An 11,571-nucleotide genomic window follows, 5' to 3' on the forward strand; every position below is an offset into this window, starting at 1 on the left:
GCCCTACACCCCTCGCGAATCGAACCACGGAGCACCATGTCCGAAATAACCCAGGAGCAGGTGGCCCATCTGGCCAACCTCGCCCGGATCGCCCTGACTCCCCACGAGATCGAGAGTCTCACGAGCGAACTCGGCTCGATCGTCGACAACGTCGCGAAGGTCTCCGAGGTCGCCACGCCCGACGTGCCGGCGACCAGCCACCCGATCCCGCTGCAGAACGTCTACCGCGACGACGTGCCCGGCGCGACCCTCACCACCGAGCAGGCCCTGGCCGGTGCGCCCGACCACGACGGTTCGCGGTTCCGCGTCACGGCGATCCTCGGAGAGGAGCAGTGATGGCCCACCACGACCACGAACTCGTGCGGCTCTCGGCCGACGCCCTTGCCCAGAAGCTCGCGTCGAGCGAGATCAGCGCCGTCGAAGCCACCCAGGCCCACCTCGACCGCATCGCCGCGGTCGACGGCGAGGTGCACGCCTTCCTGCACACCGCCCCCGACCTGAGCCTCGCGACGGCGGCCGCGATCGACCAGCGCCGGGCGGCCGGTGAGTCGCTGCATCCGCTCGCCGGCGTGCCGATCGCCATCAAAGACGTCATCGTCACCAACGACATGCCCACCACAAGCGGCAGCCGCATTCTCGAGGGCTGGATTCCGCCCTACGACGCCACCGTCATGACCAAGCTCCGCGCCGCCGGCCTCGTGCCGATCGGCAAGACGAACATGGACGAATTCGCCATGGGCTCGTCGACCGAGCACTCCGCCTACGGTCCCACCCACAACCCGTGGGACCTCGAGCGCATCCCCGGCGGCTCCGGCGGCGGCTCCGCGGCAGCGGTCGCGAGCTTCGAGGCGCCGCTCGCCCTCGGCAGCGACACCGGCGGCTCCATCCGCCAGCCGGCCCACGTCACGGGAACCGTCGGCGTCAAGCCGACCTACGGCGGCGTCAGCCGCTATGGCGCGATCGCGCTGGCGTCGAGCCTCGACCAGATCGGCCCGGTCAGCCGCACCGTGCTCGACTCGGCGCTGCTGCACGACGTGATCGGCGGTCACGACCCGCGCGACTCCACCTCGCTCACCGACGAATGGCCCTCGATGGCCGACGCCGTGCGCCGCGCCGACGTGAAGGGCTTGCGCATCGGGGTCATCAGCCAGCTCGACGGTCAGGGCTTCCAGACCGGCGTGCTCGAGCGCTTCCGCGAAGCCCTCGACGTGCTAGCCGCGGCCGGCGCCGAGATCGTCGACGTCAGCCTGCCGAGCCTCGAATACGCCATCGCGGCCTACTACCTGATCATGCCCGCCGAAGCGTCGTCGAACCTGGCGAAGTTCGACTCGGTGCGCTTCGGTCTGCGAGTGAACCCGCCCGGCGGCGGCACGGTCGAAGACGTCATGTCGGCCACCCGCGAGGTCGGGTTCGGCGCCGAGGCCAAGCGGCGCATCATCCTCGGCACCTACGCGCTGAGCGCCGGCTACTACGACGCCTACTACGGCAGCGCCCAGAAGGTGCGCACGCTCGTGCAGCGCGACTTCGAGGCCGCCTTCGGCCAGGCCGACGTGCTCGTGTCGCCCACCGCGCCGACCACCGCCTTCAAGCTCGGCCAGAACACCGGTGATCCGATGGCCATGTATCTCAACGACATCGCCACGATCCCGGCGAACCTCGCCGGCATCCCCGGAATCTCGGTGCCCGTCGGGCTGGCGCGCGAAGACGGCTTGCCCGTCGGCATCCAGTTCCTCGCCCCCGCCCGCCACGACGCCCGCCTCTACAACGTCGGCGGCGCACTCGAGCGCATGCTCGAAGACTCCTGGGGGCACACGCTGATCAGCCTGGCCCCCGACCTCGCCCCCGGCGAGATGACCGCAGCACAGGAAGGAGCCGTCTGATGGCCACGGCCAAGCTGATGGACTTCGACAAGGCGCTCGAACTCTTCGAACCCGTTCTCGGCTTCGAGGTGCACGTCGAACTCAACACGAAGACCAAGATGTTCTCCGACGCGCCGAACTACTTCGGCGGCGAGCCGAACACGAACATCACCCCCGTCGACCTCGGCCTGCCCGGGTCGCTGCCCGTGGTCAACGGCGAGGCCGTGCGCTACAGCATCAGCCTCGGCCTGGCTCTGGGCTGCTCGATCGCGCCCTCGAGCCGGTTCGCCCGCAAGAACTACTTCTACCCCGACCTGGCGAAGAACTACCAGATCTCGCAGTACGACGAGCCCATCGCGTTCGGCGGGTCGGTCGAGGTCGAGCTGCCCGACGGCCGCTTCTTCACCGTTCCGATCGAGCGTGCGCACATGGAGGAGGATGCCGGCAAGCTCACGCACGTCGGCGGGGCCACCGGCCGCATCCAGGGCGCGGAGTACTCGCTCGTCGACTACAACCGCGCCGGTGTGCCGCTGGTCGAGATCGTCACCGACATCATCTACGGCGCCGAGAAAGACGCCCCCGAGCTGGCCAAGGCCTACGTGGCCACCATCCGCGACATCGTCGTGTCGCTCGGCATCTCCGACGCCCGCATGGAGCGCGGCAACCTGCGCTGCGACGCCAACATCTCGCTGCGCCCCCGCACCGCTCCCGGCGAACCGCCGGCGCCGCTCGGCACCCGCACCGAGACGAAGAACGTGAACTCGCTGCGTTCGGTCGAGCGCGCCATCCGCTACGAGATCCAGCGGCAGGCGCAGATCCTCGCCGACGGCGGCACCATCACACAAGAGACGCGGCACTGGCACGAAGACACCGGCACCACCTCCGCCGGGCGCCCGAAGTCCGACGCCGACGACTACCGGTACTTCCCCGAGCCCGACCTGCTGCCGGTGGTGCCGTCGGCCGAGTTGATCGACGAGCTGCGCGCCGCCCTGCCCGAGGCCCCGGCCATCCGTCGCCGCCGCCTGAAGCAGGAGTGGGGCTTCACCGACCTTGAGTTCCAAGACGTGCAGAACGCGGGCCTGCTGGTCGAGGTCACCGACACGGTCGCCGCCGGCGCGAGCCCCCAGGCCGCGCGCAAGTGGTGGTCGGGCGAGATCTCGCGCATCGCCAACGCGCGCAACGCCGAGCCGTCGAGCCTGGTGTCGCCGACGGATGTCGCGGCCCTCGTGACCCTCATCGACTCCGGTGCCCTGAACGACCGTCTGGCCCGCCAGGTGCTCGAGGGCGTCATCGACGGCGAGGGCAGCCCGCAGGAGGTCGTCGACGCCCGCGGTCTCGCCGTGGTCTCCGACGACGGCGCGTTGATCGCCGCGATCGACGACGCCCTGGCCGCCCAGCCCGACGTGCTCGCGAAGATCAAAGACGGCAAGGTGCAGGCCGCCGGGGCCGTGATCGGAGCCGTCATGAAGGCGATGAAGGGCCAGGCCGACGCGGCGCGCGTGCGCGAACTGGTGCTCGAGCGCGCCTCCGCCGATTGATGCCCGGGCCCGGCGGGGCGCCTGACCCGGGTCTTCACGACTCGCGGATGACCCCCGGAAGAGTGTCGGTGGTGGCTCGTAGAGTTGCCGCATGGACGTTCTCGTAGCCCAGATCATCGTCACGACGATCAGCGTGACCGGTGGGGCGCTGCTGGCGCTCCTGATCGACCGCGGCAAGGGCCGGCGGGTCGAGAAGCTCGCCGAGGTGAACGCCCTGCGGCTGCTCACGATCGAGATCGCCTCGCGTCGCGCGCTCTCGCCCGACCAGTCGTTCGAGCCGGTCTCGATCGACCGCGCCGACCCCGACTCCGACTTCAACCGGGTGATGCGGTCGGTCGTGCTGCTACGCAAAGAGATCCGCATCGCCCGCAAGTCGCTCCGGCCGCGCTCGGGCGCGTGGAACCCGCTCAACTACATGGTCGCCGCGTGCAACATCTTCATCGAGAACGTCGACGAACGACCGGCGAGCATCGTGGCCGAGCTCGAGATCCTGCGCATCGATCTCGACGCGCTGCTCGTCGAACTCTGCTCGGTGCACCCGCGCGAGCTCGTCTACCGTGCCGCCGGGTCGACCGCCTACCGGCGGCCGACCGTCAGCACGAGCGGGGCGTGAACCTCACACCGCGACGCGGTCATCGCGGCCGGTGAGCGCGAGCAGCCGAGACAGAAGGGGCGCGTCATCCGGAACCGGCACCGGCGACGCGAACAACCCGCTGGCCTCGAGCGTCTCTTTCTGCGGCTCGAACACCGTCCACACCGCCGCGACGAGTTCGTCGTCGATCGACTCCTCGGCTCCCACGGCGCGAGCGAGGTCCCAGGCGTGGATCGTGACGTCGGAGACCTGCTCCTTGAGGTAGTCGAGCACCGGCACCGTGTCGTACGAGAGGGTCACGAGCGAGTCGGGCGCGGCGTCGTGCCAGGCGGTCGTGGCGGCGAGCGAGAACAGGTGCCACTCGTGCTGCAGGTCGGCGTCGTCGAGCGGCCGGAGCCGGCTCCTCGCCTGCCTCGGGCTGAGGCCCGAGAGCAACCAGGGCACCCACTGCTGCTCCTCGATCACATGCCGCACCAGATCGGCGACGTTCCAGTCGGTGTCGGGCGTCGGCGCGTTCCAGTCGGTGACGGCGGCGACACGGGTCGCGAACTCCTGATGGGCTCGCTCCTGCAGGCGCAGCCAGGTCGTCGCGTGGTCGGTCGAGGCGGGGTGTGAGGTCATGCGGCAGCTCCTTGTCGATCTCCATTGTCAAGCCCAGGCGTCGGATGCGCATTCCTTCGGCCGACAATGGTCTGTCCGCGACGAGCGAACACGCCGTTCCGGCGCCCCGGTCGACCGGATAAGGTCGGGTCTGTGAGCCCCCACAGCACCGACCCGGTCGTGCGGCCGGTCGACATCGCCGACCTGCCGCAGCTCATGGTGCTGAACCGTGCCGCGGTGCCGGCCGTCAACGACATCGACGACGACGAGCTGCGCACCCTGGTGGAGCAGTCGGTCGCGGCCGTCGCCGTGGTCGAGCGCGGGCATCCGGATGCCGTGCTCGGCTTCGTGCTGGCCCTACCGCCCGGCCTCGACTACCGGAGCGAGAACTACCGCTGGTTCAGCGCCCGCGGCGATCGTTTTCTCTACGTCGACCGCATCGTCGTGGGGGAGGGCCGCCGCAGCCGCGGCATCGGCGCACTGCTCTACGACGCCGTGTTCGACGCGGCGCGTGCCCGCGGGGCGACCGAGGTCGACTGCGAGGTCAACGTCGATCCGCCCAACCCCGGGTCGCTCATCTTCCACTCGAGGCTCGGTTTTCAGGAGGTCGGCCGGCAGGCGACGAAGGGCGACACCGTGGTGGTCGCCCTCCTCGCCCGCGCGGTCGACGCCTCTTAGGTCAGCCGCCGGGCCGGCGAGGTCGTGTTGGCGGGGTCGCGCTCGGCGAGGTCGCCGATGATGTCGTCGATCGCCGCGAGAACGTCAGGCGTGAGCGTGACATCCGACGCCTTGACGTTCGACTCGACCTGCTCGGGCCGGGAGGCGCCGATCAGTGCCGCGGCCACGTTGTCGTTCGAGAGCACCCAGGCGATCGACAGCTGGGCCAGCGTGATGCCGAGGTCGTCGGCCACCGGCTTCAGGCGCTGCACCCGCTCGAGCACCTCGTCGCGCATCCACGACTTCACCATGTCGGCGCCGCCCTTCTCGTCGGTGGCGCGGCTACCCTCGGGTGCCGGCTGACCCGGCAGGTACTTGCCGGTGAGCACGCCCTGAGCGACCGGTGACCACACGATCTGCGAGATGCCGAGTTCGCGCGAGGTGGGCACCACCTCGTCTTCGATCACGCGCCAGAGCAGCGAGTACTGCGGCTGGTTCGAGATGAGCTGGATGTTCAGTTGCTCGGCGAGGGCATGGCCGTCGCGCAATTGCTGCGCGGTCCACTCGCTGACACCGATGTAGAGCGCCTTGCCCTGTCGCACGATGTCGGCGAAGGCCTGCATGGTCTCTTCGAGCGGCGTCTCGTAGTCGAACCGGTGCGCCTGGTAGAGGTCGACGTAGTCGGTCTTCAGCCGGCGCAGCGAGGCGTTGATCGACTCGCTGATGTGCTTGCGTGAGAGCCCGGTGTCGTTGGGGCCCATCGGGCCGGTCGGAAAGTAGACCTTCGTGAAGATCTCGAGCGACTCGCGCCGCTGCCCCGCGAGGGCGTCGCCGAGCACCGACTCGGCGGCCGTGTTGGCGTAGGTGTCGGCCGTGTCGAAGGTGGTGATGCCGTTGTCGAGGGCGGCCTGAACACATCGCGCCGCGATGTCGTTCTCGACCTGCGACCCGTGGGTCAGCCAGTTGCCATAGGTGATCTCCGAGATCTTGAGTCCGCTGTTGCCGAGGTATCGAAACTTCATGGTTCAAACGCTACTCGGGTCGGGGCGACAGCGTTCGCAGCGCCTGCCGGGCCGACAGCGTGGGCAGGTAGGCGCGGGCCAGCGCGAGACCGATCGCCGGCAGGGTGAGCGGGTCGCGGTAGCAGAGGAAGAGTTCATGGAACTCGGGCCGGAACTTCATCTTGAACCGCAGCAGCGAGCGGAAGCCGTACACGGGCTCGAGGGTGCGGCTGAGGAACGGCAGGATGCCGGTGGCCCGCTCGCGCTGCGGGTCGCTCACCGCCAGCGGGGCCGCCGACAGGCTCACGAACCGCACCCCGTCGTCGCGACCGCGCAGGATGGCCTGGGCGATCAAGAACTCCATCAGGCCGTTCACGCTGTCGGGTCGCCGCCGCATGAAGTCGAGCGTCCAGCCCACCACGACCCCGTTCTCGAACGTGGGGAGCCAGCTGGTCACGCCCAGCACGCGGTCGTCGCCGTCGAGCGCGATCATGAGCCGCACCTCGGGGTCGATCAGCTCGTCGACGCCGCCGAGGGTGAAGCCCATCTCGGGCAGGCCCTTCTCGGCCACCCACAGCTCCGAGATCTCGCGGAGCTGCGCGGTCGCGAACGGCCCCAGCTGGGCGAAGGTGCACCATTCGGCGCGCACGCCCTCCTTCGCGGCGCGGTTGATCGAGGTGCGCACGTCTTGCATCTTCTTGCCCTCGAGAGACCAGTCGGCCGGGTGCACGACGGTCTCCTCCGCGACCCGCATCGACGACCAGCCAGCGGCTGCCAGGGCGTCTCGCAGCGCATCCGTCACCGAGTAGAACGCGGGCGTCCAGCCGTGGTCGGTGCAGTGGGTCGCGAAGGCGAGGGCGAACTCCGGATGCCGCGCCACCGGCCCGAGCGGGTCGCCGGTCGTGATCGCCACGTCGTTGACCACCCGGTAGGCGACGGCCCCGTCGCCCGAGGGCGAGAACCAGTAGTGGTTGCCCGGCCAGGTGGTCATCCACGAGATGGTGCCGCCCGATCCGGCGTCGAGCAATCGGCGAACGCGGCCGGCGTCGGTGGCGTCGCCGAGCGGATGCGCCCGGCGCATGAGCACCATCGCCGCCACGATGGCCGCGGTCCAGAACACCGGCCCCACCCACTGCGACGCGATCACCGCCACGGGCCCGGCGGGGAAGATGTCGGCGGGTTCGAACGACAGCAACCCCACAGGCACGAAGCGTTCGGGCAGGTCGAGCAGGAGGTCGTCGAAGCTGGCGACGGGCGAGAACTGGTCGCGCACGAACCACGCGACCCCGAGGTAGACCGTGGAGAAGCCGAGGAAGAGCGCGACGACCACCGTCACGAACCAGGCGGTGGAGCGCCGGGACTGCTCGGCGGGGAACAGGCGCAGCGACGCCGTCAGCGCGACGGCGATGGCGAGGGGCACGAGCGCCGACACGATCTCGAAGGCCCGGTAGTCGTCGGCCGCCGCGCTCTGGAACGCGGTGTACTCGCTCGAAGAGAGCAGCGGCAGAAAACCGAAGTAGACCGCCGCGAGCAGCGACAGCGTGAGGTTGATGCCGACGGCGAGCCACAGCGCCACGCGCCGGCCGCGCTGGATTCCCCACGCGGCCACGATCAGTGCGAGAAGCGGCAGCAGCGTGAGCAGCACCGCGCCTGGCCCGTCGAGACGCGAGAGCGCCAGTGCGTCGACGCAGTGCCGGGTGTAGTCGCCGGTCTGGCACCGCGCGGCGATGGCGGCGTAGTCGTGCAGCGGATCGCGGAAGAGCAGCCCCAGCGGGTTCAGCACTCCGGCACCCTGGGGCGAGGCGATGGTGACGAGCGGCCCGAGAGCGGTCACGGCCACCACGGCTGCCAGCAGGGTGCGCGCCTCGCGCCGGGTCGCGCGCGGCCGGCGCACCACGAGTCTGGTGCGGGCAAGCGTCAGGCCGAGCACGAGGCCGACCACCGCCGCGAAGAGCCGGTAGAGATCGGAGGGCTGGCCGGAGTAGAGCACGAACACGAGGATGACCGCGAACCCGACCACCCGGATGCGCCGTTTGAGCAGTGGTCCGGCGAAGGCGCTCGCCGTCATCACGACCCCGATCACGGCGATCAGCGGGTCGACCGTGCGGTGCGTGCGGCCGATCTCGGCCGAGTAGAGGTCGAGCACGACCCCGAACGCCTCGGTCACGAGGCCCAGCAGGATGCCCAGAACGGCGACCACCACGAAACTGATCGCCACGCGCAGATGGCCCATGCGGCGTTCCGCCCACCCCATGCCCACCAGCACGGCGAGCACCACGAACACCAGGGCGACCGGATTCCAGACGAAGAACACCGAGGTGATGGTCGACACCCAGTCGTGGTGCACGAACACGGTGTCGAGCCCGGTCGACACCAGCGCATCGATCGAGCCGCGCATGCGCCCGGGCCGCATCGACAGTCGCACGATGCTCGCGAGCAGCACCAGTGCGGCCACCACCCAGGTGACCGGGATCGACCGCGCGTGACGGGATGCCGCGGCGAGGATCCGGCGCATCACCGGTCGAGGCCCCAATGGTCGGCGATCAACCCCAGCCCTTTCGCGAAGACGTACGACCAGGTCGTGGCGTCGTGTGCACTGCCGGGGGCTTCGAGGTAGGTGGCGGTCATGCCGGCGGCCTGGGCGTCGGCGTAGAGGGTCTTCACGCCGGGCAGGTAGCCCGAGTCGTCGCTGCCGACCCCGAACACCGCGAACGTGTCGGCGTAGGGCGCGTGGGCGGCCATGACCGCCGCGGGGTACGCGGCCGCGTACGCCGCCGCATCGCCCCCGAAGCCCTCGTCGATGGTGGTCTGGGCGTCGCCGAGCTTGGGATACTCCTCGCCCGACGCGTCGAGGATCGCCCCGAAGAGCTCCGGATGCCCCGCACCGAGCTGGATCGAGCAGGTGCCGCCCTGCGAGTAGCCGCCGATGCCCCAGTAGTGCGGGCCGGGCAGCACCGGCAGATTCGCCTGGATCCAGGCCGGCACGTCGACGGTGAGGTAGGTCGCCGAGTTGCCGATGGGGGAGTCGACGCACATCGGATTGACGTCGGGCGCACTGAGCTGGTCGGGCGAGACCACGATCGGGGCGAGCCCCTGATGGGCGGCGGCGTAGGCGTCGAGGCTCCGCTGCAGCTTGGCCGCGTCGAGGGGCGCGTCGGGACTACCGGGCTGGCCGGAGAGCATGATGAGCACCGGCAGCTTCGGCGGGTCGGCGGTGAGGGCCGCCGGCGGGAGGTAGACCACCGCCTGGCGGGCCGCGAAGCCCGACACGGTGGCCGGGATGGTGACCTCGCCCACGGCGCCGTGCTGAGGCAGGTCGGCCGGCGCCGACCAGGTGGCGATGGTCGGCTGGGTCGCGGGGTCGGGAGTGGCGATGGCGGGCAGCACGTCACCGGCATAGGCGCTCAGCCCGAGGGCGCTGCGCACGGTCGGGTACTGACCGAAGTCGATGTTCACCGACATCGCCGTGGTGCCGGCGAAGAGCACGATCGCGAGCACCACCGCGATCACCCGGCGCCAGGTCGCGCGCCACAGCGAGGCGAGGCCGAGGCCGATGCCGGCGAAGCCCACGGCGATCCACGTGCGCGTGACCGGGGTGAGGTCGGCGCCGAAGAGATCGAGCGTGTCGCTGAGCAGCCAGGTCAGGCCGAGGCCGATCCCCGCCCCGACGGCGGCCGCGAGCACGGCGACGGCGAACCAGTGCGCTCGGCGCCACCGCGGGCCGGGGCGAACGACGAGCAGCAGCAACGCCGTCACGGCCGCGGCGGCATACACGGCGATCACGAACGGACCCGACAGGATCCCGATGTCGAGAAGAGCTTTCACGGGTCGATCCTGTCCGGTGGTCGGTGCGCCGGGCGATGACGCGTCGATCAGTATTTTCCCCTTGTCTGGGTGTCGACTGCACGACGGCTGTGACCGGATGTCGCGGCCGCGCGCATCCGCCCGCCCGAGGGCCGCCCGCGGCGCTTAGGCTCGGAGTATGCACACCGAGCAGCCGATCGCGGAGCCCAGCCCGCCGATCCTGCACGTCGACATGGACGCGTTCTTCGCGTCGGTCGAGCTGCTCTCGCACCCCGAGTTGCGCGGCAAGCCCGTCATCGTCGGCGGCCACTCGCCGCGTGCCGTCGTGACGAGCGCCACCTACGAGGCGCGTGCGTTCGGGGTGCACTCGGCGATGCCGGTCGGTGCCGCGCTGCGCCTGTGCCCCAAGGCCGTCGTGCTCGAGCCGCACATGCAGCTCTACCGCGACTACTCGCGTCAGGTGATGGGGCTCTTCCGCGAGGTCACGCCGCTCGTGGAGCCGCTCAGCATCGACGAGGCCTTCCTCGACGTGGCGGGCGCCCGCCGGTTGCTCGGCGAGTCCGACGTCATCGCCGAGCGCCTGCGGCAGCGTGTGCTCTCCGAGACCGGGCTGACCTGCTCGGTGGGCGTCGCGCCCACGAAGTTCATGGCCAAGCTGGCCTCAGGGCGGGCGAAACCCGACGGCATGCTCGTGGTGCGCCCGTCGGAGGTGCTCGGCTACCTGCATCCGCTGCCCGTGCGCGCCCTGTGGGGTGTGGGGGAGAAGACCGCCGAGCAGCTCGAGCGCCGGGGCCTGCGCACCGTGGGCGACATCGCCGACACCCCGCTCGAGACCCTCGTGCGGGGGCTGGGGGAGGCCACGGGCGTCAAACTGCATGAACTCGCGCTCGGCATCGACACGCGCGATGTCGAGACGGTCAGTCAGGAGAAGAGCGTCGGGCACGAGCGCACCTTCGACATCGACGAGTGGTCACCCGAGGTGCTGCGCCGCGAACTGCTGCACCAGTCCACCCGGGTCGCCGTGCGCCTGCGTGCCGCCGGACTCGTGGGCAAGACGGTGGCCCTGAAGCTCCGCTACTCCGACTTCACCACCATCTCGCGGTCGCGCACGCTCGCCGAACCCACCGATCTGGGCAAGCGGATCTTCGACGAGGTGTCGGCCATCTTCGACGCCGTCGGTGCGAAGCATCAGGCCATCCGCCTCATCGGAGTGCGCGTCGAGCAGCTCACCGAGGCCGGAGGCTCGGTGCATCAGCCCGCGCTGTGGGCCGACGAGACAGTGCCCTCCGAGGGCTGGCGCGAGGCCGAACTCACGATCGACCGGGTCACCGCGAAGTTCGGCACCGACAGCGTGCGCCCGGCCTCGCTCGTGCACGCCCCGAAGTCGGGCGAGACCGCCGACCGCAACGGCACCCGCCGCTGACCCGATCGCCGCAATTTCGCGGAGTCGCCCCCTGGGGGTCGCGCAAAGTGTCGTTCCCGCCTCGTTACGGGTGCTTTTGCGCGACCACCCCGCGCGG

The 11,571-nt window shown here is 70.3% G+C and carries 10 protein-coding genes; 6 read left to right on the plus strand and 4 right to left on the minus strand.

Annotated elements, in window-relative coordinates:
- The first annotated feature begins 36 nt into the window (after nucleotides 1-36).
- From gatC to N1032_RS04810, 4 genes are all read left to right on the plus strand, one after another.
- Nucleotides 37-336, plus strand: a complete 300-nt coding sequence (gatC, locus tag N1032_RS04795) for an Asp-tRNA(Asn)/Glu-tRNA(Gln) amidotransferase subunit GatC (protein ID WP_259537803.1) — start codon at nucleotides 37-39, stop codon at nucleotides 334-336.
- Nucleotides 336-1,880 (plus strand): Asp-tRNA(Asn)/Glu-tRNA(Gln) amidotransferase subunit GatA, encoded by a 1,545-nt coding sequence (gatA, locus tag N1032_RS04800; protein ID WP_259537804.1) that lies wholly within the window; start codon nucleotides 336-338, stop codon nucleotides 1,878-1,880. Before gatC ends, gatA begins: the two co-directional genes overlap by 1 nt.
- Nucleotides 1,880-3,397 carry an Asp-tRNA(Asn)/Glu-tRNA(Gln) amidotransferase subunit GatB gene (gatB, locus tag N1032_RS04805; RefSeq protein ID WP_259537805.1) on the plus strand — a complete coding sequence of 506 codons (1,518 nt, stop codon included), beginning with the start codon at nucleotides 1,880-1,882 and terminating at the stop codon, nucleotides 3,395-3,397. The genes gatA and gatB overlap by 1 nt, the downstream gene beginning before the upstream one ends.
- A gap of 91 nt (nucleotides 3,398-3,488) precedes the next feature.
- Nucleotides 3,489-4,010 carry a hypothetical protein gene (locus N1032_RS04810; RefSeq protein ID WP_259537806.1) on the plus strand — a complete coding sequence of 174 codons (522 nt, stop codon included), beginning with the start codon at nucleotides 3,489-3,491 and terminating at the stop codon, nucleotides 4,008-4,010.
- A gap of 3 nt (nucleotides 4,011-4,013) precedes the next feature.
- Here the strand turns inward: N1032_RS04810 and N1032_RS04815 are convergent, their stop codons facing one another.
- Nucleotides 4,014-4,610, minus strand: a complete 597-nt coding sequence (locus N1032_RS04815; protein WP_259537808.1) for a TIGR03086 family metal-binding protein — start codon at nucleotides 4,608-4,610, stop codon at nucleotides 4,014-4,016.
- A 132-nt stretch (nucleotides 4,611-4,742) separates the two neighbouring features.
- On the opposite strand from N1032_RS04815, the gene N1032_RS04820 reads away from it, so the two are divergent.
- The gene (locus N1032_RS04820) at nucleotides 4,743-5,267 is read left to right on the plus strand and encodes a GNAT family N-acetyltransferase (RefSeq protein ID WP_259537809.1); all 525 of its coding nucleotides are present in this window, start codon (nucleotides 4,743-4,745) and stop codon (nucleotides 5,265-5,267) included.
- Here the strand turns inward: N1032_RS04820 and N1032_RS04825 are convergent.
- The 3 genes from N1032_RS04825 to N1032_RS04835 are packed head-to-tail and all read right to left on the minus strand — an operon-like array spanning nucleotide 5,264 to nucleotide 10,072.
- Nucleotides 5,264-6,268, minus strand: a complete 1,005-nt coding sequence (locus N1032_RS04825; RefSeq protein ID WP_259537810.1) for an aldo/keto reductase family protein — start codon at nucleotides 6,266-6,268, stop codon at nucleotides 5,264-5,266. The two genes, N1032_RS04820 and N1032_RS04825, sit on opposite strands and share 4 nt — an antisense overlap.
- Nucleotides 6,269-6,278: 10 nt before the next feature.
- Nucleotides 6,279-8,762 carry a bifunctional lysylphosphatidylglycerol flippase/synthetase MprF gene (locus tag N1032_RS04830; RefSeq protein ID WP_259537995.1) on the minus strand — a complete coding sequence of 828 codons (2,484 nt, stop codon included), beginning with the start codon at nucleotides 8,760-8,762 and terminating at the stop codon, nucleotides 6,279-6,281.
- A complete protein-coding gene (locus N1032_RS04835; protein ID WP_259537811.1) occupies nucleotides 8,762-10,072 on the minus strand; it encodes an alpha/beta hydrolase in 1,311 nt (436 codons plus the stop codon). Before N1032_RS04835 ends, N1032_RS04830 begins: the two co-directional genes overlap by 1 nt.
- A gap of 157 nt (nucleotides 10,073-10,229) precedes the next feature.
- Between N1032_RS04835 and dinB the strand changes: the two genes are divergently transcribed.
- Complete coding sequence (gene dinB / locus N1032_RS04840) at nucleotides 10,230-11,474, plus strand: DNA polymerase IV (RefSeq protein WP_259537812.1); 1,245 nt, start codon at nucleotides 10,230-10,232, stop codon at nucleotides 11,472-11,474.
- The last annotated feature ends 97 nt before the right edge of the window (nucleotides 11,475-11,571 follow it).

This window comes from Herbiconiux daphne, assembly GCF_024979295.1.
GTDB classification, from domain to species: Bacteria; Actinomycetota; Actinomycetes; order Actinomycetales; family Microbacteriaceae; genus Herbiconiux; species Herbiconiux daphnes.

Bases quoted from the DNA above. Each gene is read 5' to 3' on its own strand.
- gatA (WP_259537804.1), top strand. From the start codon at position 336: ATGGCCCACCACGACCACGAACTCGTGCGGCTCTCGGCCGACGCCCTT.
- dinB (WP_259537812.1), top strand. From the start codon at position 10,230: ATGCACACCGAGCAGCCGATCGCGGAGCCCAGCCCGCCGATCCTGCAC.
- N1032_RS04815 (WP_259537808.1), bottom strand. From the start codon at position 4,610: ATGACCTCACACCCCGCCTCGACCGACCACGCGACGACCTGGCTGCGC.
- N1032_RS04825 (WP_259537810.1), bottom strand. From the start codon at position 6,268: ATGAAGTTTCGATACCTCGGCAACAGCGGACTCAAGATCTCGGAGATC.
- N1032_RS04810 (WP_259537806.1), top strand. From the start codon at position 3,489: ATGGACGTTCTCGTAGCCCAGATCATCGTCACGACGATCAGCGTGACC.
- N1032_RS04830 (WP_259537995.1), bottom strand. From the start codon at position 8,762: ATGCGCCGGATCCTCGCCGCGGCATCCCGTCACGCGCGGTCGATCCCG.
- gatB (WP_259537805.1), top strand. From the start codon at position 1,880: ATGGCCACGGCCAAGCTGATGGACTTCGACAAGGCGCTCGAACTCTTC.
- gatC (WP_259537803.1), top strand. From the start codon at position 37: ATGTCCGAAATAACCCAGGAGCAGGTGGCCCATCTGGCCAACCTCGCC.